Origin of the sequence: Nocardia wallacei, from assembly GCF_029869545.1 — a bacterium.
Lineage (GTDB): Bacteria > Actinomycetota > Actinomycetes > Mycobacteriales > Mycobacteriaceae > Nocardia > Nocardia wallacei_A.
Genome location: NZ_JARWQD010000246.1, coordinates 1 through 21,124 on the forward strand (window position 1 = coordinate 1; position 21,124 = coordinate 21,124).

Annotated in this window: 13 protein-coding genes and 1 tRNA gene; 10 read left to right on the forward strand and 4 right to left on the reverse strand. The window is 68.2% G+C overall.

Annotated elements, in window-relative coordinates:
- Positions 1-159 precede the first annotated feature (159 nt).
- Positions 160-591: a holo-ACP synthase AcpS gene (acpS, locus tag QH290_RS20705; RefSeq protein WP_280263311.1), complete on the reverse strand. Its 432-nt coding sequence runs from the start codon at positions 589-591 to the stop codon at positions 160-162.
- 164 nt (positions 592-755) lie between these two features.
- The gene (locus QH290_RS20710) at positions 756-10,073 is read right to left on the reverse strand and encodes a fatty acid synthase subunit beta domain-containing protein (protein WP_425303629.1); all 9,318 of its coding nucleotides are present in this window, start codon (positions 10,071-10,073) and stop codon (positions 756-758) included.
- A gap of 396 nt (positions 10,074-10,469) precedes the next feature.
- On the opposite strand from QH290_RS20710, the gene QH290_RS20715 reads away from it, so the two are divergent.
- The 6 genes from QH290_RS20715 (at position 10,470) to QH290_RS20745 (ending at position 14,693) form a co-directional block, all read left to right on the forward strand.
- Positions 10,470-10,551, forward strand: a tRNA-Leu gene (locus QH290_RS20715).
- 219 nt (positions 10,552-10,770) lie between these two features.
- On the forward strand, positions 10,771-11,124 hold the full coding sequence (locus QH290_RS20720; protein ID WP_280384558.1) for a hypothetical protein: 354 nt from the start codon (positions 10,771-10,773) through the stop codon (positions 11,122-11,124).
- Positions 11,121-11,879: an SDR family NAD(P)-dependent oxidoreductase gene (locus tag QH290_RS20725; protein ID WP_280266027.1), complete on the forward strand. Its 759-nt coding sequence runs from the start codon at positions 11,121-11,123 to the stop codon at positions 11,877-11,879. The genes QH290_RS20720 and QH290_RS20725 overlap by 4 nt, the downstream gene beginning before the upstream one ends.
- A gap of 50 nt (positions 11,880-11,929) precedes the next feature.
- Positions 11,930-12,970 carry an amidohydrolase family protein gene (locus tag QH290_RS20730; protein WP_280266028.1) on the forward strand — a complete coding sequence of 347 codons (1,041 nt, stop codon included), beginning with the start codon at positions 11,930-11,932 and terminating at the stop codon, positions 12,968-12,970.
- 195 nt (positions 12,971-13,165) lie between these two features.
- Complete coding sequence (locus QH290_RS20740; RefSeq protein ID WP_280384560.1) at positions 13,166-14,107, forward strand: LysR family transcriptional regulator; 942 nt, start codon at positions 13,166-13,168, stop codon at positions 14,105-14,107.
- 43 nt (positions 14,108-14,150) lie between these two features.
- A complete protein-coding gene (locus QH290_RS20745; RefSeq protein ID WP_280384562.1) occupies positions 14,151-14,693 on the forward strand; it encodes an SRPBCC domain-containing protein in 543 nt (180 codons plus the stop codon).
- 404 nt (positions 14,694-15,097) lie between these two features.
- Here the strand turns inward: QH290_RS20745 and QH290_RS20750 are convergent, their stop codons facing one another.
- Positions 15,098-16,024 carry an NADP-dependent oxidoreductase gene (locus QH290_RS20750; RefSeq protein WP_280384564.1) on the reverse strand — a complete coding sequence of 309 codons (927 nt, stop codon included), beginning with the start codon at positions 16,022-16,024 and terminating at the stop codon, positions 15,098-15,100.
- Between the two features lie 101 nt (positions 16,025-16,125).
- On the opposite strand from QH290_RS20750, the gene QH290_RS20755 reads away from it, so the two are divergent.
- The 4 genes from QH290_RS20755 (at position 16,126) to QH290_RS20770 (ending at position 20,305) form a co-directional block, all read left to right on the forward strand.
- Entirely contained in the window at positions 16,126-16,896 is a 771-nt protein-coding gene (locus QH290_RS20755; RefSeq protein ID WP_280266031.1) for a helix-turn-helix transcriptional regulator, read from the forward strand.
- 140 nt (positions 16,897-17,036) lie between these two features.
- Entirely contained in the window at positions 17,037-18,566 is a 1,530-nt protein-coding gene (locus QH290_RS20760; protein ID WP_280384566.1) for an AMP-binding protein, read from the forward strand.
- A gap of 36 nt (positions 18,567-18,602) precedes the next feature.
- The gene (locus tag QH290_RS20765) at positions 18,603-19,487 is read left to right on the forward strand and encodes an amidohydrolase family protein (protein WP_280384568.1); all 885 of its coding nucleotides are present in this window, start codon (positions 18,603-18,605) and stop codon (positions 19,485-19,487) included.
- Positions 19,487-20,305: an SDR family NAD(P)-dependent oxidoreductase gene (locus QH290_RS20770; RefSeq protein WP_280266034.1), complete on the forward strand. Its 819-nt coding sequence runs from the start codon at positions 19,487-19,489 to the stop codon at positions 20,303-20,305. The genes QH290_RS20765 and QH290_RS20770 overlap by 1 nt, the downstream gene beginning before the upstream one ends.
- Before the next feature lie 234 nt (positions 20,306-20,539).
- Here QH290_RS20770 and QH290_RS20775 read toward each other — a convergent pair whose 3' ends face one another.
- Positions 20,540-21,001 (reverse strand): hypothetical protein, encoded by a 462-nt coding sequence (locus QH290_RS20775; protein ID WP_280384570.1) that lies wholly within the window; start codon positions 20,999-21,001, stop codon positions 20,540-20,542.
- Positions 21,002-21,124: the final 123 nt, after the last annotated feature.

Here is a 21,124-nt window from a genome sequence, read left to right on the forward strand (position 1 = left end):
GTTTATCGGGGTTTAATTATCGCTCGAGCTGCCGGGGATACCAACTGATTGAGCAGGCCGGGATACTAACAGCTGGTGCATGCCGGGATAGGAACAGCTGGAGCATGCCGGGATAGGAATAGCTGGTGCTTGCTGGGCACAGATGGGGCGTGCACGCGACTAACGCTCGCGGGCCTCGATCAGATCGGCTAGCTCGCCGGGATCTTCCAGGACCACCATGGCGGCGGCGGTGTCGCCGTCGTGGGTGAGCGACAGGTGCACCCGGACGCGGGGCAGGAATTCGGCGGCCAGGCCGTGCAATTTGATGCTCGGGCGGCCCCAGGCGTCGTTCACGACCTCGATCAGCGGGTACGGGTTGTCACCGACCTGCGGGCTGCGCGCGAAGCGGGAGGTCGCCCATGCCTTGAGCACCGCCTCCTTGGCCGCCCACCGCGCCGCGTAACTGCGCGCCGGATCGGTGCCCTTGCTCTCGCAGTAGCGCCGCTCCCCCGCGGTGAAACTCTCACGGAGCATGGTGGTTCCGGCTCGCTTCAGCTGTTCCGCGAACTCGGAAATGGTCACCAGGTCCATGCCGATCCCCAGGATGGTCACAGTCTTTGCCGCTCCTCAACCGTCAGTGGACGACGCGGCGCTACCCGCCGCGGCCCGTCCAGGCGAATCCGAGCCGGTGGCCACCGGTATGACGGCGGCCACCGGCTCGGCTGAAACTTACCAGCGGAACGCGTGGGCTCCCGGGCGAACGGAGGAGCCCGGGTTTACCGGCAGGCGGGCCCGGCGTCGGCGACGTAGGTGCCGTCCGCCGCCAGCCTGGCGTCCGGCGACAGCAGCACGTCGGCCTCCAACTGCCGAATCTGCTTGGCGGGGGTGCCCTCCGAGCCCAGGCGACGGTCGGCGGGCCGCTCGTACAGCGGGGCACCGCCGCACATCGCCTCCGCAAACCGCTGCCGCCCGGCGAGCTGCCGCTGCTCGGCGCGGCGCTGGTACTCCGCACGCCGCTGCGGATCGATGGCCTCGATGAACGCCTGCGGATGCACGACCGCCAAAAGCCCTGACACGTGCCCGAATCCGAGCGAGGTGACCAGACCGGCCTTGAGCGCGAACCGATCTCCGAACCGCAGCGGTTCGCGCGCCCACACCAGGTGCGGGTAGTCCCGCATCTTGTCGTCGACGCAGTCGAGGCTGCGGTTCGGCGGGATCACGCCCTGCTCGAGCACCTGGCACAGGCCGATCAGCTGGAACGCCGCCGCACCGCCCTTCGCGTGCCCGGTGAGCGACTTCTGCGAGATCACGAACAGCGGAGCGCCGTCGGTGCGGCCCAGCGCCCCGGCCAGCCGCTCGTGCAGTTCCGATTCGTTGGGATCGTTTGCGGCCGTGGAGGTGTCGTGCTTGGACACCACGCTGACCTCGTCCGCCGAGACGCCCAGTTTCCGCAGCGCGGCCGCCAGGCGTGAGTCCCGGCCGCCGCGACCGGCGCCCAGCGCGCCCAGGCCCGGCGCCGGGATCGAGGTGTGCACCCCGTCGGCGAACGACTGCGCGTAGGCGAGGACACCGAGCACCGGCAGTCCCATCTCCACCGCGACGTCACCGCGCGCCAGCAAAACCGTTCCGCCGCCCTGGGATTCGACGAATCCGCCGCGGCGACGGTCGTTGGCGCGGGAGAAGTACCGGTCGCTGATGCCCTTGGCGCTCATCGCCGCCGAGTCCGCGGTGGCCGACATGTCACCGAAGCCGACGATGCCCTCGATGCCGAGATCGTCGTAGCCACCGGCGATCACGACGTCGGCCTTGCCGAGCCGGATCTTGTCCACGCCCTCCTCGACCGAGACCGCCGCGGTCGCGCAGGCCGCGACCGGATGGATCATCCCGCCGTAGCTGCCGACGTAGGACTGAACCACGTGCGCCAGAGCGACATTCGGCAGCGCCTCCTGCAGGATGTCGTTGGCGCGGGGCTCGCCGAGCAGGTTGTCGATGTACAGCGACCGCATCGACGACATGCCGCCCATGCCGGTGCCCTGGGTGTTGGTCACCAGCGAGGGGTGCACCCAGCTCATCAGCTCGGCAGGGCTGAAGCCGGAGGACAGGAACGCGTCGACGGTGCAGACGATGTTCCACAGCGCCACCCGGTCCACCGAGCTCGCCATGTCCGGGGAGATGCCCCACTTGGTGGGATCCCAGCCCTCGGGGATCTGGCCGCCCACCGTGCGCGACAGCTTCGCCTTGCGCGGCACCCGGATCTCGGTGCCCGCCTTGCGCGTCACCTGCCAGTCGCCCGAGTCGGCGACCGGCGCGATCACCGTGTGCTCGGGATCCGCGGCGTGGAAGGCGCGGGCCTCGGCCTCGCTGGTGACCGCGAACGTCAGGTCCTTGTCCAGGAACACCGAGGTCAGCAGCGGCGCGGCATTGTCGACCATGGAGCCGTCGTCGCCGTAGCGGCGCACGCCGCAGCGCTCGACGACCGCGTCGTGATAGCGCTCGGCCAGCTCGGATTCGTCGACGTACTCGCCGGATTCGGTGTCGTACCAGCCCGGCTTGGGTTCGCTCTCCCAGGTGACCAGGCCGGTGGTCCACGCCAGCTCGAGCACGCCCGCCGCCGACAGCTCGTCGGCGACCTCCATCTCGAAGCGGGTCCGGGCCGAACCGTACGGGCCCAGTTCCCCGGCGCCGACGATCACCACCATATCGGCGAGATCGGTTGTCACCGGGCCCCATTCGGGCACCGGCAGCGCGGAGGTCAGCGTCGGCGGCGCGGGCAGCGCCGCGATGGTGGGCGCATCGTCCCCGGATTCGCCCGCGGCGTCCTCGGATTCGAGCGCCTCGGCCTCCTTCGCCAGGGCTGGCAGGTCCAGCTTGGCACGGGCCAGGCCGCCGGTCAGATCGATCTGCTGCGGTCCGGACGCGGTGACGACGCGGGCCCGGCTGGTGCACCACTTGAGCAGTTCATCGGCGATCTCCACCGTGGACCACGTGTGCACACCGGCCTTCTCGACCGCGGCGACCAGCGGATCGTTGTGGCCCATCAGCCCGGTGCCGCGCACCCAGCCGATCAGCGCGTGCACCAGGGTGACCCGCTGCGACCACGACTTCTCCACCCGCCACTTGGCGATGACCGCGTCCAGCGCCGCCTTGGATTCGCCGTAGGCGCCGTCGCCGCCGAAGATGCCGCGGTTGGGCGAACCCGGCAGCACCACATGCAGTTTCGCGTCCACGTCGTGATCGGCGCCGAGCTTGGACAGCCCGCCGATCAGGCGCTCCACCGACCACAGCAGCACCCGCATCTCCATCTCGGCGCGGGCACCGGCGTCGGTCAGATCGCCCGCGACGCGCGGAGCCGCGAACGGCAGCAGCAGCGTCGGGGTCAGCGCCGGCTTGACGAGAACCTTTGCGCCACCGGCATTGTCGCTCTGCTCGTTGCCGACCCACTCGATCAGCGCGTCGACATCGGTGTAGGAGGCCATATTCGCGGGCACCACCCACAGCGCGGCGCCGTGGCGCGCGTTCTCGCGGTACAGCTGCTTGTAGAAGCCGAGCCGGTCGTCGTCGAGCCGCGACGTGGTGACGACGACGGTCGCGCCGCCGCCCAGCAGGCGCCCGGCGGCCGCGGCCGCGATGGAACCCTTACTGGCGCCGGTGATCACGGCGACGTCCGAGGACCAGCTACCGGCCTCCTCCGTGTCGAGGGCCGCCTCGGCGATCCGCTCGTAGGCTCCGGCGAGCACCGAGCGGGCCTCGGCCATCGCGCGCTGCCGCCACCAGTTCGCCTGTGCCGCAACGGCCGCACCGGCGCCGAGGTAGCCGTCCACGGGCAGGTCGGCGATCTCGGCGTCGTCGCCGAGCCACAGCCGCGCCAGATCCTCGCGCGCGGTGGCCCAGCGGTCGTCGATCAGCACCGCCTTGCGGGCGTCGAATGCGGGCGCGACCAATCGCGGCCAGTCCGAACCGAGTTCGGCCGACACCAGATCCACCAGCGAGTCGTCGGTGGCCTCCGGGGCCGACACCTGCTCGTCGAGGCCCAGCTGCTCGAGCACGACCCGGGCCGCAGTCGCCAGCACGCCGTCGCGGCCGGTGATCTGCTCGGTGAACTCGCCGAGCGCGGCCGCGTCGACCGTGCCGCCGCCACCGCCACCGGCCGCGGGCAGCGCCACGCTGACCCCGCGCCGCGCGGCGACCGACTGCACGGCGGCGTCGATCGCCGCATCCACCGCGGCACCGTCGCCCAGCGCGCCCGACACCAGGCCGCCCAGGTCGCCGCCGCGCACGCTGGCACCCTCGCGGGTGCCCAGCGACACCTCGGCGGTGACGTGGTGGGCCCAGCCGTCGCCGAGCTCCCACACCTTCTTGACCCGGTCGGCGATCGCGGCGGGCCGCTTGCCGGAGGGGCCGAACACCTTGCGCAGGTGGTCGCCGACCGCGTCGGACAGCACCGAGCCGAACGGCTTGTAGGTGCGGGCGAGCCGCTCCACGGTCGCCGACAGCGCGCCCATGTCGGCATCGGCGGCGCCGTCGATGGCGCCCAGCGACAGCTCCGAGCCGAGGTCCACCAGCAGCTGGTTGCGCCGCGAGGAGACGCCGTCGCACAGGCCCTCGATGGTGTCCACCGGGCCGATCTGGTCCAGGCGCAGCTTGGTCCACAGGGCGATCAGCACCCGGGTCGCGTCGGCGGCGGTGAACGGGATGTCGTCGGGGCGCGGACCACCGGCGGGGGCCGCCGCGGGAGCGGGCGCCGCCGCAGGGGCCGCCGCGGCGGCCGGAACCTGTTCGGCCACAGCCTCTTCCGGCTCCTCCACCGGCGCCGGATCGGTGTCGGTGGAGTACACGACACCGGCCTCGCGCTCGATATTGAGCACCTCCACCTTGGCGGTGGCGAACTGCGGCAGCTTCAGCGTGTTGGTGGCGAGGTTGGCGACGGTCGGCGTGGCGGCCAGGCCGATCTCGACGAACCGCTCCACGGCGAGGCCACCGTGCTCGGGATCGGTGAACAGCAGGTCCTGGGTCTCGATCCAGCGCACCGGGCTGGCGAACTGCCAGGCCAGCAGCTCGATCAGCACCACCCGGCACAGCTCGCTCGGGCGCGCCGACCAGTCGTCCCAGTTCGCCAGCACCTGCGTCAGCGGCTCCGAGGGCACCAGATCGGCGATCTCGGCGATGAATTCGCGCTCGAGCGAGAACGGCCGCGGTACCAGGTTCGGAATATAGCGCCCGGCAAGGATTTCCGAATGCAGATCCTCCGGGAGCAGGTCCTCGAGCTTGTGCCGGAACTCGGGCACGCCCTTGCGCAGCACGGTCGAGTGGAACGGCACGTCGATGCCGGGCACCAGCACGAACGCGCGCTTTCCGCCGAATTCCGCACGGCGGCGCTCGATTTCGGCCTCCAGCTCCTCGAGACCCTTCACCGTGCCCGCGATGGCGTACTGCGAGCCACGCAGGTTCAGGTTCACGACCTCCAGGAACTCGTCGGCCCGCGCCGCCACCTCCGCGACGAAGTCGATGACCTCGGCGTCGGGCAGCCCGATCTGCGACGGCCGGATGGCGGCCATCCGATAGTCGCTGCGGCCCTGGGCATCTCGCGGCACCAGTTCGTGCATCGCGGAACCGCGCTGGAAGACCACCTCCAGCACCGCCTCCAGCGGCAGCACCCCGGCCACGGCGGCGAGCGCGTTGTACTCACCCACCGAATGCCCGGCCAGCATCGCGCCCTCGACGAACGCACCGGCCTCGCGCAGCTCGGCCACCTGGGCGACGCCGAGGGTCGCCATCGCCACCTGCGTGAACTGGGTCAGATGCAGCACGCCCTGCGGGTGCCGGTACTCCACGCCGCGGGCCTTGAGGTAGGTCGGGTTGTCGCGGACCACGGCGAGGATGGAGAATCCCAGCGCCTCGCGGGTGTGCTTGTCGGCCCGGTCCCACACCTCCTTGGCCGCCTTGGAGCGCGAACGCGCGTCCAGGCCCATCCCCTTGCTCTGGATGCCCTGGCCGGGGAAGGCGTACACGGTCTTCGGCGCGGCGAGCCGCGCGGTCGCGGTCATCACCAGGTCGCCACCGGTCCGGCAGGACACCTCGACGATCTCGCTGCCCTGGTCGACGGCGATCCGCTCGACGCGCACGTCGATCTCCGCGCCGGGGCGCACCATGCCGAGGAACCGCGTGGTCCACGCGTTCACCGTCCGTGCGGGGACCGGGGATTCGGGATCGACGGCGGAAACCGCGTGCTGCGCGGCGGCCGACAACCACATCCCGTGCACGATCGGGCTGCCCAGACCGGCCAGCCGGGCGGCGTTGTCGCTGGTGTGAATCGGGTTGTGATCGCCCGACACGGCGGCGAAGGCGCCCATCGCGCGCGGGGCGACCATGCCCACGGCGCGGCGGCGCCGCCGCGGGGTGTCGGTGGCCTCCGCCGAGACGGTGCCCGCGGCGCGCGGCGGATCGGACAGCTCACCGTCGCCGTTGCGGCCGCGAATGGCGAAGCGCTCCACCAGCTTTGCCACCGTCGGGGTCTCCAGTCCGTGGTCGCGCATGACGCCGACCTCGACGTGCACCTCGACGACGCGGCCCATATCGGTGTCGAGCACCGCCCCCGACTCCGCGCGGACCGTGAGAACCGCTGCGTTGGAGGGCAATTCGGCCACCAGCTCGATCCGGTGGTCCAGGTGGACCAGATCCAGCATGCCCTCGATGACGCTGCGGGCATCCTCGGTACGGGTGGCGCCCAGCACGGCGAAGACGGCGGGCCAGCAGGCGCCCACGAGCACGTCGGGCACCGTGCGGCCGATGGTGCTCAGGTTCGCCGGGAGCCCGGAGCCGGTGACACCGGCGTGATCGGCGATCAGATCCGGGGTCCAGGCGAGATTCACGTGGGCGACGTGAGTTCCGTTGGCGGACTTCACCTCCGGAAGCGCCTGCCCGGCGGCGACGCCCAGCAGCGCCGACATCGCGGCCTCGGCGTCGTCCTCCGTGATCACCGGCGCCCCGCCGTTGTACACGGAGGCGGGCACCGTGATGCGAATGCGCACGGCGTCCTTGCCCAGCAGCGGCACCGCGAGTTCCACGTAGGCGTGGTCGGTTTCGGGTCCCTCGGTGGCGCGCAGGGTCGCACCCGTCGGCGGGTGCATCGCACCCTTGCCGTTCATGGTCCATTCGTGCAGGTCGCCGAGCCGGTGGATCGGGTTGACCGTGGTGCGGCCGGACCACTGCACATCCGCCGCGGCGAGCACGATGTCGATCGCTCCCGCGGCCACCTCGACGCGGCGGCGGCCGTCGACGGCCTGCGGGGTGACCCCGCCGCGCATCAGCGCGTAGGCGGTGTCCTGCTCGAACCTGTCCAGCAGCTCACCGACCGGCTCGTCCACGCGCGTGATCCCGGCGACGGACACGGTGCCCGGGATGACGCACACCTGATCGGCGGAGTACCGCGAATCATGGGCCTGCCACAGCGAATCCGAGCGCCACCAGCGGCGCACGTCGGCGTCGACGACGGGCACGAAGTTCACCGGCTTGCCCGGGGTCTTGCACAGCGAGACGAAGAACGGGACATCGGCGGGGTGCAGCACGGCGTCGGCGACGGCCGGGTACCGCTCCTTCAGCGCGCAGATCGCCCGCACCGGCTGTTCGAACGCGGTGTCGTCGGCGAACAGGGTCGGGATCTCGCCGCGGTCGGCCGGGTGCAGCCGGGATTCGGTGCGGCGCATCATTTCCGCGAACCGGTCGCGCCAGGTGATGTCCAGCCACACCGAGCGGGTGGCGTCGGCGATGGCGTCGCCGAGGTCGGACCCGCAGTCGAAATCCTTGCGGCGGTCCAGGCCGACCGCGAGCTCGACGTAGCGCTCCAGCCACTCCAGATAGGTCATGGTGGCGACATCGCCGAAATACGGCTTGGCCGTGCGGTCCAGCGCCTCGATGATCTCCGCGCGCCGCTCGGCCACGGCCTCCGCGTCGCCCGCCACCTCGTCGAGCAGGCGCCCGGTGCGCGAGGCCGAGTTGTCGATCTCGTGGATGTCGGCGCCCAATTGGCTACGCCCGGAGGCCATTCCGGCCGAGGCCGTGCCCGCGCCGACCCAGTCCGGGGTGCCGGGGGTGTCGACCAGCAGCTGCTTCACCTCGGGCGCCGTGGTGGCCTCCAGGGTGGCCATGGCGGCGGTGCCGACGAGCACGCCGTCCAGCGGCATCGCCGGATACCCGTGTGCCACAGCCCATTCGCCGGTCAGGTACTCGGTGGAACGCTCGGGGGTGCCGATCCCGCCGCCGACGCAGACCACCACGTTGGCCCGGTTGCGCAGCTCGGCGTAGGTCTCGAGCAGCAGGTCGTCGAGGTCCTCCCAGGAGTGGTGGCCACCGGCCCGGCCGCCCTCGATGTGCATGATCACCGGATAGTCGGGAACGGCGTCGGCGATGCGCAGCACCGCGCGGATCTGCGCGACGGTGCCAGGCTTGAACGCGACGTGGGTGATGCCGACCTCGCTCAGCTCCTCGATCAGCGCGACGGCCTCCTCGAGCTCCGGGATGCCCGCGGTGACGATCACGCCGTCGAACGGCGCACCGGCGGCGCGGGCGCGCTGCACCAGCCGCTTGCCGCCCAGCTGCAGCTTCCACAGGTACGGGTCGAGGAACAGCGAGTTGAACTGCACCGCGCGACCCGGGTGCAGCAGCGTCTTCAGCTCGGCGACACGGTCGGCGAAGATCTGCTCGGTCACCTGGCCGCCACCGGCCAGCTCCGCCCAGTGACCCGCATTCGCCGCCGCCGCAACGATTTTGGCGTCGACGGTGGTCGGGGTCATACCGGCCAGCAGCACCGGCGAGCGACCGGTGAGGCGGGTGAACGAGGTCTCGACCACGACGCGGCCGTTGGGCAGCCGCACGGGCTTGGGCGCGAATGCCGACCAGGCGGGGGCCACCTCGGGCGCCGCGCCCGGCGTGAACAGGCTGCGCTGGCCCGGACGGGTCGCGGCCGGGACGGCACCGACGCCGGTGCCCTTCAGCGAGCCCTGCGTGAGGCGGGTCAGCAGATCGCCCGGCCCCAGGTCCAGAATCCATTGCGCGCCCGCGGAAACCACATCGTCGACGGTCTGCACCCAGTCGACCGGGTCGACCAGGATGGCGCGGGTCAGCCGGGTGGCCAGTTCGGCGTCGATGCCGCACTGGTCGGCCCAAGCGGTTACCAGATCCACGGTGTCGGCCAGCGCCGGATGATGGAACGCCACCTCGACGTCGACATCCTCGAACACGGGGGCGAACACCGCGCCGCCGCGCTTCTTCGCCTCCCGGTCACGGGTCTGCTCGTCGTGGATCTCCGCGCAGCGGCGCCGCACCCGGTCGAGCTGAGACACGGTGCCGGACAAGACAACTCGACGACGACCGTTGCGAATGGACACCACCGCGGCCGTGGCGGGGTCCACGCCCTGCGCGGCCGCCGCGACCACCTCGCGCAGCTGCTCCGGATCCACGTGCGACACCGCGACCATCGGCGACTTCTCGCCCACCGGGATCAGCCCGCGCCGCCGCGCCACCAGGGTCGCCGCCGCGCCGATCAGCTGGGCCAGCGCCAGCAGCTCCGCATCGCGCGCGCCGCGGGCCTCGGCGGCCTCCGCTGCCAGCAGGCCCTGCGAATGCCCGACGATCGCGACCGGCGCCTGCTCGGCCGCGTCGAGGCCCTGCAGCCGCAGCGCCCGCAGCGCCGCCACCTGTGCCAGGAAGACCCCCGGCATGGAGATCGCGGCCGACCGCAGCACCGGCTCCGGCGGCGCGGCCGACACCTCGCCCTCGTCCAGATCGGCGAGGTCGTCCTCGAGCATCCACGCGACCGGGTCGAAGCCGACCGGCCGCACCACCAGCAGCTGCTCGGCCACCGGCTCCAGCGTCGCCGCGGCCTCGTTCACCAGCGCCGTCAGCTCCGGCTCCAGTGCGCTGTCGCGCCCGATCTCCTCCAGCTCGCGCAGCCAGCGCGCGCCCTGTCCGCCGAAGGCCAGCGCATAGGCCTCCCCGGCGCGCAGCCGGTCCAGCAGCGAGGCCTTCCTCGCCGTATCCGAAGTTCCCCCGACAATCTTGGCGTTCGATCCGGTCTCGGTGCTCTCGTTGATCGTCAAGACGTTCGACTTCCTTCTCGTGGCGGCTCGTCCCTCGGGTGGTCCCTCGTGGGGCCGCTCCTCCGTGCGCAGGCGTCCCTCGCCCCTGAGGACCTGATGAAATCCGAGGATCGCACAAAATCATGAGGGAATCCTCACGTTTCCCGTCACCCCCTACCGCTACCGCCCGGTATTTCAGTACGGACGTACCAGAATAATCCGAAACATGACTCTCCCTCATGTTTGAAGCCGCTGGTCCGACCGGTTGCACCCCCGAAGGAAAGTTGAGGGTCCCTCATATTGGCCGTGACCCAATCGTTATAATTGCAGGTGGGGTTACTCGTGGGTACGAAACACCCACACGGAACTTCGCGATGCCGGTCAAGCCCGGTAGAGTTTGGACGGTCGTACCATCACGCGCGAGTGGCGGAATTGGCAGACGCGCTGGATTTAGGTTCCAGTGTCCTCGGACGTGGGGGTTCAAGTCCCCCCTCGCGCACCGCTCGAACACAGGCCCATGCAAGACATGTCCCGAACTGGGAAATTCCGACAGATGCGCCTGAAACGACTGCGACATTGCTGGACCGGCGACCGATGACTGTCATCACCGACACCATGGTCGTCCGGGCGGTCCGCGCAACCCTCGAAGCACGCCACAGATCACGCCGCTGTCCCTTCGATCCATTCCTTACAGGCATCGAACGAGAACGGAAAGATCTTGGACGAACGTGAAAAATGCCTGTTCGCTGGAGGCATGATTCACCACACGATGATCGTAGCGTTCGATGATCCGATTCCCGCGAGCGTTCTGGACCAGTACCTGGAGGAGTTCGAGCAGCTCGTCATGGGATCCGGTGCGGTCGAGTCGGTCGCGGCTGGCCATCACATCCGCGTGCCTGGCGACGACCACGCTCCGGTGGCCGTCGCCAGCGCGATCCTGCAACTGCGCCTGGCCGACCTCGAGGCCCTGAATGCGATCTTCGCCCTGCCGGGGTCGGTCGACCTGATCAAGCGCTGGCAGAGCCGCCACCCGTACAAGGCGATCTGGGTCAACCACGAGCCGCTGGCATGAGCAGCTACGCCGGCAAGGTCGGTCTGGTCACCGGCGCCGGCCGTGGAATCGGGCGTGCCAGCGCATTCGAGTTCGCCCGGCGCGGCGCCGCGGTCGCTGTGCTCGACCTGAACGAGGACAGCGCCCGCGAGACCGTGGAGCTGATCGTGGCCGAGGGCGGCCGGGCCGAGGCCGTGGCCGTCGACATCGGTGACGAGCAGTCCGTACAGCGAGCCATAGCTCAGGTGGTGGCAACGTTCGGCGGGTTCGACTTCGCGGTGAACAACGCAGGAGTTCCCTCTACCAACCGGATCATGACGGAGATGTCGGTCGAGGAGTGGGAGCGCGTGCTACGAGTGAACCTGATCGGCACCTGGCTGTGCCTGAAATACGAACTGCCCGTGATGAAGCAACGCGGCGGCGGGGCGATCGTCAACGTGGCCTCCAACGGAGGCCTCTACGCGATTCCCGGCGCTCCGGCGTATGTGGCGAGCAAGCACGGCGTCGTCGGCCTGTCCAAGGTGGCCGCTGTGGACCACGGGCCGGACAACATTCGAGTCAACGCGCTGTGCCCGGCGCTGACGAAGACCGCCATGTTCGACGGTGTCGTCGTGTCGGCCGGCGCGCAGATGGCCGAGCAGCAGGCGGCCATGACCCCGCTGCGCAGGTTGGCGGAAGCCGAGGAGGTTGCGGCCGCGGCTGTTTGGCTGTGTTCTCCGGAGGCCTCCTATATCACCGGAACCACTCTGTCGGTCGACGGCGGCCGCGGGGCTTGAACGAGGCAGCAGATCGCGGTGCCGCAAGCATCTACGGATTGGAGTCAGAGATGACCAGCCACCGCATCATCGCCGTGGAAGAACACTTCGTCACCTCCACGTTCCTCCAGCGCGCCCACACTCTGGACATCTGTCCCAGCGACCGCACCGAAGTGGACCTCACCCGCTCGGTCGAGAGCCACGACCCCACTCGTTCCCAGTTACTCGACCTCACCGCCCGATTGGCTGTCATGGACGCAGCTGGACAGGACATGGCCCTGCTCAGCCTGAACCCGCCGGGGGTACAGCCCTACAAACCGGCAGATGCAGTCGATCTGGCCCGCGACTTCAACGACGAGCTCGCCCAGATCGTCCGTGACCATCCGAGCCGCTTCGCCGGACTCGCCACTGTCGCGCCCCAGGCCCCCGACGCGGCAGCGGACGAGATCGAGCGCGCGGTAGACACTCTCGGCCTGCACGGCATCATGATCAACTCTCACACCAACGGCCACTACCTCGACGAACCGCAGTTCGCCCCGCTGCTGCAAGCCGCCCAAGCACACCACGCACCGATCTACCTGCACCCCCGGATCCCGAGCATGCTCGGCCAATACGCCCCCTACGGCCTGTCAGGCGCCATCTGGGGCTACGGCGCCGAGGCCGGCTTGCACGCCATGCGCCTCATCATGAGCGGCACGCTGGACCGCTACCCGAACCTGCAGATCGTAATCGGACACCTCGGCGAAGGCATCCCCTACTACCTGCGGCGCATCGACAACCGCTATGCCTTCGCCCGGCGCATCGCCGGCGCGGCCACTCCGACATCGCAGCTGGAGCTCACGCCCAGTGCGTACTTTCGGCGCAATTTCACAATCACCACCAGCGGGATAGACGATCCGAATGCCCTGGAATACGCCCTGCGCACGGTCGGCGACGACAACATCATGTTCGCCATCGACACCCCATATGAGGAGACGACGGAAGCCCTCCGCTTCCTCACATCGGCCCCGCTCAGCGAGGAGCAGCGCGCGAACATCAGCCACCGCACTGCCGAGCGCGTTTTCGGTCTCCAGGGATCGAAACGAGGCGGGTCGGCGGCTGAAGTTTCCTGAGCTGTGCCAGCGGTACGACACCAGCGTCGGGGTTGCACGCGAGGCGCTTACCCGGCTGGCGTCAGAGCGCTTGGTGGCTTTCCGGTCGAAGGATGCCGCGGCGCGCTTCTGGAAGTTGCCATTCGTACACCGCGCGGGGTCATGTCACCGCGATACGCCCAATCTCCATCGACTGTACAAGATTAACCTTTAGGCATGGATGAGCTAGAGGTCCGGGAACTGAGGTACTTCATCGCGGTCGCTGAGGAACTACACTTCGGTCGGGCCGCGGCGCGTCTGTCGATCGCGCAACCGGCCCTGTCGAAAGCGATCCGCCGCGTCGAGTCGCGGCTGGGGGTTCAACTGTTTGTTCGCACCAGCCGCCAGGTCGTGCTGACCCCGGCCGGACAGGCCCTTCTGCACCACGGCACCCATGCGCTCAACGCGGTCGAGACCGCAGTGGAGAGTACACGGAGGGCGGCCGAGGTCAATGCGCATCTGAGGCTCGTGATCAAACCTGGTGGCGATGCGAATCTTCTATCGGGAATCCTTGCCGAGTATGCCCGTCAACCTGATGCGCGTCAGGTGGATGTCCTCTTCGGAGGCGCCACCGACCGGGCTGACTACCTGCGGGCGGGAAGGGCTGATGTCGCACTGTTGTATGCGCCGTTCGACAATCTCGCCGATTTGAATCATCAGACCTTGTTTGCCGAGGAGCGTGTCGCAATTCTTCCTCGCGGACATCGGTTGGCCTCACGCTCCGAGTTGCGCCTTGCTGATCTCGAACATGAGACCTTGCCGCGTTGGAAAGGTGTGCGCAGCGACGTGGACGGGCAGCAGCTCGGTTTCGGCGAGGGCCCGGAAGTTTCCGATGTCCCGGAGATGGTGCAGATGATTACCCTCGGACGGACAATTGCGATGCTTCCGCGCTCGTTCATAAATCCTGTTCCTCCAGGATTGACCTGCGTTCCAGTGAGCGACGCACCAGCGAGCCGCATCGTGATTGCTTGGTCGCAGTTCGACCATCGTGCTCTGATCACGGCTTTTGTTCAAGCGGCTGCAACCGTTAGCAGTACCCTCCGGACCTCTGGCCGCGAGGGTATCCATTACAAAAACCCTGAGCGCGCTTGCACTGGATCCGAACCCGCTCGAACTTGAGTCGGCGCTGCATCGGCCCCTCGACACTGTCCTATTAGCAAACATGACATCAGGACCCCTTTGGCAGCAGCAGGGGCAGGATTTGGTGAACCCCGACCTCGACCTTGCGATCGAACGCGTAATTCGCGCGCCCCGCGCAGTCATCTGGAAGGCATGGACGACGCCGGAGCTCTTCGCGCAGTGGTGGATTCCGGAGCCGTATACGTGTCGGGTCGACAAGTTCGCGGTTCATGCCGGAGGCGGATTCGCCACCTCGATGAGCGAAGACGGATCCACTTTCACTCCACACATGGATGCGGCGTTCCTCGTCGTCGACGAAGACGAGCGCTTGGTGTTCACGAATGCCGTCGACTCCACTTTGCGTCCCGCGAATCCGATGCCCGTCGCTGTCACCGGTGAGGTAACTCTCGCCGACCACGCCGACGGCACCCTTTACCGGATCGTGGCGCGCCACGGTGATCCCCGTGCTCGTGCCCGTCACGAGGAACTCGGGTTGCTCGAGGGTTGGAGCCTCGTCACCGAGCAACTGGCATCGCTGACCGAGGCGGATGACAATTCGCTCGCCGTCTGGCCCGACGGCCGGTAGGACCCAGCCGCGCCTTTGGGTTCGTCGCGGGTGCTGCGGTTGGCTGTGGTCTCTATCGCCAGGCGGGCCCCGAGAGTCATCCGGTGGCGCGTGTTGGTCGATTGGCACCGATATCACGGGCCACCACGCGCAAGCGGCCACCGTAGGCGGTAACTGCGTTGCGATTTGGCTCATGGCCCGGAATCGTACGACCGGGCACCGCTCACCGAATACTCATCAAGAAACGAAACAGCCTGTGCAGCAACGGAATTCCACCCGCCGCACAGCGTTCACCGCGCCTGTCCGCAACGAGCCGCTGCTGGTGGTGTGCGTCGCATCCCGGCCGCCGTCGAGCACCGCGCGAGCCGACGCCCCAATCGACATCACGGAATAGATTGCGCGCCAACAATAATCATCCGAGGGGGTCAGGCGGTGAGAACAACTTTGCCCTGGACGTGGCCGCGCTCGATCAGCCGGTGCGCGTCGGCGATTTGCTCGAACGGGAAGGTTGCCTGCACGTGGACGCGGAGCTTGCCCTGTTCGACGAGGTCGACGAGGCCTTGCAGGGCGACCGGGTCGGGGTCGACCGCGATGCCGCTGAAATGGCTACCGGCCGCCTCGAACTGCGCGATGAGCTCCACATCCTCGTCGGCGACCGCGGTCACGAGGTGACCCCCGGGGCGGAGCACGTCGAGCGAGCGCGCGGCGGTGTCGCCGCCGAGCGTGTCGAGCACGACGTCGATGTCGCTGGCGACGTCGGTGAAGTCGGCCGCGGTGTAATCGATGACCTCGTCGGCGCCGAGTTCCTGAACGAACTCCCGTTTACTGGCGCTGGCGGTTGTGATCACGTGCGCGCCAAGTGATTTCGCGATCTGGATCGCGACGTGGCCGACACCGCCACCACCGGCGTGGATGAGGACGCGGGTGCCCTCGGTCACGTCGGCGAGGTCGACCAGGCCCTGCCACGCGGTCAACCCGACGATCGGCAGCGCCGCCGCCTCGACGTGCGAGAGCGAGGCCGGTTTGCGCACCAGGTGCAGGGCCGGTGCTGCCACGAGTTCGGCGTACGCGTTGGCGGCTCGCGGGAACAGCGGCATCCCGAACACCTCGTCGCCGGGGCGCAACCGCCACGTCCGCGCCGTCTCGACCACACCGCTGATATCCCAGCCGAGGATGAACGGCGGCCTGCCGAGGAGGGGGAATTCACCGGCGCGCAGTCGCGGTTCGAGTGGATTCAACCCGATGGCCTCGACCCGGACGAGGACCTCGGTCGGCAGGGGCCGAGGCGCGGGCGCTTCCGCGATGGTGAGCACCTCCGGGCCCCCGAGTGTGTGCTGGGTGATTACTCGCATGCCACCACGATGAACGCCCGAAGACAGGCGTACCACCGGTGTCGCGCCAGAAAACCCTGATAACCCGCCAGCATTCCGGCCGCCGCTTAGAGTGGATGCTGATGACCGAACTTGCGCCCGAGCCGGTGTTCTGGACCGACGATTCGCCGGTCTGCGAGCCCTTGGCCCACGGCGCGGAGGTCGCTCCGCACTTCCACGACTTCGGGCAGCTCCGGTATGCCGCGTCCGGAGCACTGGTCACCGCGACCGAAGTCGGTACGTGGGTGGCGCCGACGAACCGCATGACCTGGGTGCCGCCCTTCTACGTACACAGCAGTCGCTCGCACGGGCAGACCGATATCCGAGTGCTCGGGGTCCCGGCGGCACTGGCCGAGCAGCTACCGAGGGAGCCGTCGGTGTTCGTGGCCAGTGCGCTCGTACGCGAGGCATACCTGGCAATGACCCGCGAGCCCACCGACAGCCCCCGCGTCCGGCTGCTGCTTGAGGTCGTCGTGACGGAACTCGCTCGCGCCCCGAAAGAACCACTGCGCCTTCCGGAACCACGCGACACTCGTCTGAAGGCCGTGACCGACCTACTACACGCCGATCCTGCCAGCCCGGCGACGCTGGCTGAGCTGGGACGTAGAACCGGTTCGAGCGAACGTACCCTCAGCCGACTGTTCAGCAGCGAACTGTCGATGAGCTTCCATCGATGGCGCACCTTGCTGCGTATTCAGCGGGCACTGATCGAACTCTCCACAGGCACCTCGGTCACCGACACCGCGATACGACTGGGCTGGGCGAACCCGAGCAGCTTCATCGACGCCTTCACCGACCTCGTAGGCCAGACACCGGGCCGCTACCGCGCTACGGCGCGGGCGACCGACGACTAACCCGCAATGTGGCGGGTCGTCGGTAATTCCAGGCGGAACATCGGTGGTACGCCCGCGCTGTAGGCGCCCATCGTTGAGGTATGTCTCATCTCGTCGACGTACCGAGCGCTTCCCCTTCGGCAACAACAGCCTCCTCCGGGGTGACGCTGGGCGATCTGATCGTGCAGGCCCTCACTCGGCACAGCTCGTCCGAGGCATTCGTCGCCGGTAATCGGCGACTGACCTACGCGCAAGTCGGAGATCTCGTGTCGCAGTACTGTGGCGCGCTCGCCCGCCGGGGAGTCGGGCTCGGAGTGGGTGTCACGATGCTCGGTCCGAACACCCCCGAGTCATGGATCATCCAGGCCGCGACGTACCTGACAGGCGGTCGCTTCACCGGCCTGCAGGCCCTGGCCTCGGTCGAGGACCACATCGTCGTCTGCGAGGATGCGCAGGCCACGGTGCTGGTCGTTACCGCCGCTCTCGAGGAGCACGGGCGCCAAGTCCTCGCCGAGGTCGGCTCGCTGAAACACTTGCTGGTTGTCCCGGCCGCCGGTGGCCTGCCCGAGGGCGAGTCGCACGCGGCCCGGCCACTCGACCCCGGCCCGGCCACCGAGACGGACGTCGCATGGCTGCAATACACCGGGGGAACGACCGGCAGACCCAAGGGCGTGATGCAGCCACATCGGTCGATGGTGCAGATGGTGTATGCGCAGATGGCCGACTTCGAACAACCGCACCTGCCGCGATATCTGGCCTCGGCCCCGCTCACCCATGCCGCCGGGCTCGGCGTCATCCCGACGCTCCTGCGCGGCGGCACCGTCGTGATCGAGCAGGGCTTCGACCCCGGCCGCTTCCTCGACATCATCGAAACCGAGCGCATCAACTGTCTCAGCGGTCTGCCGACGATGATCTACACGCTGCTGGACCACGAGCGCCCGGAGACCCGGGACCTGTCCAGCCTCGAGGTGATCTGGTACGCCACCGGGCCGATGTCTCCGGTGCGCCTGGCAGAAGCGCGGGAGCGGATCGGCCCGGTCTTCGCCCAGATCTACGGACAGACGGAGTCGACCGGCATCGGCACCGTCCTGCCCAGGGCCGCGCACGAGACCGCGAGCCTCGAGCGGCTCGCCTCCTGTGGCCGTCCCGTGGTCGGCAACCGCATCCGGCTGGTCGACGACGACGGGCACGATGTCCTCGAGGGCGAGGTGGGCGAGATCGTCATGCGCAACCGCGGCGTCATGCTGGGCTACCGAAACCTTCCCGAGGAGACCGCGGCAGCGCTCGAAGGCGGCTGGCTGCACACCGGAGACCTGGCCCGTCAGGACCACGAGGGACTGCTGTACATCGTCGACCGCAAGAAGGACATGATCATCTCCGGGGGATTCAACATCTACGCGAGCGAAGTCGAGGCCGCCCTCACCGGACACCCTTCGATCGGCTCGGCCGCGGTGATCGGCGTGCCCGACGACAGATGGGGCGAGTCCGTCACCGCGTTCGTGGTCGCGCGCCCCGGGCAGGTGGTCGACGTCCGCGCACTCCAGGGTTTCGTGAAGCGGGTCAAGGGCTCGATATACGCGCCGAAGAAGGTCGTGGTCGTCGACTCACTTCCGCAAACGCCGGTCGGGAAAGTCGACAAGAAGGCGTTACGCGCGCCGTACTGGGGCGATTCGACGCGCAACGTCCATTGATCAATTCCGGCAACCATTCACGAAAGGTATTCAGCGTTGAACGCATCGCCACCCCGACTGATCGACTTCCACTCTCACTGGGGCACCGAAAAGGGCTGGAAGGGAAGCCCTTACGAGACCGCCGAGGACCGCGAGGCCCTGCAGGGCTATTTCAAGTGGGGCATGAACTTCGTCAGCGATGAACAGCAGGCCGACCAATTTCGCCGGGCCAACGCCAGAGTGATGCTCGACTTCGCCTTCACCTACACGATGGATGCCGGTGCGGTACGCGCCCAGCACGACTACGCGTTCGACTTCGCCCGCACACATCCCGACGTCGTGCTCGGCAACTGGATCGGCATCGATCCGACGCAGCCGAGTCATGTCAGGGAATTCGAGCGCTGCCTGAGCGAGGGGCCGGGGCTGGTCGGGCTGACCGTTCATTCGTTCACCCCCGCAGGCACACCGGACCAGCCGGGGTGGGCGAAGTGTCTGAACCTGTGCATCGAGGCCAACCGTCCGGTGCTGGTCCATGTCGGCATGTCGGCCGCCGGCGCCGGAACCCGTGGCGGAATGGGCATCACACTCGAGGGCTGCCACCCCCGCTACGTCGACCGCATCGCAGCCAGATATCCCGATCTGAACGTGATCGCGGCCCGGGTGGCGTGGCCCTGGCAATCGGAGATGATTGCCATCGCACTGCACAAGGCGAACGTCTGGATGGAGTTGCACGGTTGGTCTCCGCGCTACTTCTCCGACGAACTGCGGCGCGAGATCGGCAAGCGCTTGCGTAAGCGGGTGTTCTTCGGGGCCGACTACCCGATGCTCAGCCACGAGCGACTGGTGCGGGAGTGGCGTGAGCAGGGTTTCTCCCCGGACGTCCTGGACGACGTGTTCTCGGGCAATGCCGAGTCATTTCTTGCATCGATAGGAGTCGGGTGATGGACCTGGGACTGACCGGGAAGGTGGCCATCGTCGGCGGTGGCAGCGATGGCCTGGGTTTCGCGATAGCGGATCGCCTGTTGCAGGAAGGCGCTTTCGTCACGATCTTCGCGCGTCGCGCGGAGAAAGTCGCGGCCGCCGCAACGCAACTCGCCGACAAGTACGGCCGAGAGCAGATCCTCGGGCTTGCCGCCGATTGTTCGGTCGACGCCGACATCGAGCGCGTCACGGCCGCGACGCTCGAACGGTTCGGCCCAGCCGTCCACGTCCTGGTCACCAACGACGGTGGACCGCCGATCCGAAGCATCTCCGAACTCACCGACGACGTATGGCTCACCGCCTTCCAACGCCACTTCTTCTACGTCGTCCGGTCCGTACGAACGACGCTGCCGCACATGACAACCGAAGGCGGCAGCATCCTCAACGTGGTCTCCGGAGTCGCGCGACGCCCGGCCATCGGTATGGCAGCCCCGACCACCGTCTGGTCGGCCGTGATCGGCTACGCCCAAACCCTCGCCCTGGAGGCCGGACCGCACAACATCAACGTCAACACCTTGCTGACCGGATACTTCGACACGCCCCTCATCGCCAAGACCATCGACAGACAACCGGAACTGTCCAAAACCCGTCTCGGACAAGGCCTGCCGATGGGCCGCATCGGGCAACCCCGCGAATTCGCCGACCTGGTCGGCGCGCTCGTATCGCCGAACCTCAGATTCGTGACCGGTGCGGTGGTCCCGGTCGACGGCGGAGCGAGTATCGGAATGGGCACAAGCTTCGATTCGGCGAATCGAAACACGACCCTCCGACACGACTGAATCAACGCCGAACTGCGACATAAGATCTCGGACCGTTATTTGCTCGACCCGAAGCTGTCACACAATCCATCGCCAGAAATCATCTATCGCCGCAATCGTCATAAACACACTCGGACGCAGCCTATTACGGCAGAAACACGTCACCGGTCCACAGCGCCATATCCAACGGTGCGAGAAGAGGACCCAAAATAGGTCACCTCTCCCCTCGAGACGGCGGCTGCCCGGACTCGTCGGTCATCGTGATCCTGTCGTGCTGGTGGAGTTGACGTCGACGTATACGTCGACCTTGTAGGCACCGTCGGCGTCCGAAACGGCCTTGGCCGCGATCGGTGTCGCGGTGGAGTTCCACTGTAGTGGTACGAGGATCTCCTGCAGTTTCGGTGCGGTGGCGTCGAATTTCGCGGCGAGGGCCGGGCTGGCGTTGGTCTTCAATCGGCCCACCCACCCGGAGGTGTCGTCGAATTTGACGGTGGCCGAGCCGACGGCGTAGTCGGTGGCGACCTGTTCGGCGCGGCGGTCGGCGGCCGCCGCGGCATCGCGGTCGGAGATCTCGGAGCGGGCCGCGATCAGGAACCCGGTGACGGCGACGACCGCGACGGCCAGCACCGCGATGACGGCGCTCAACGCGGCGGTGGTGAGATTGATCGAGATCGGCCGCCCGGCCGGTGCGGCCTTCGGACCGGGGACATGGGTCATTTCGATGCCGCGGGCCGGTTGTTCATCGACGGCCGCGCCGACGACATGATCGTCTCCGGCGGGGAGAACGTCTTCCCCGGCGAGGTCGAAGACCGTCTCGCCACCCACCCCGACATCACCGAC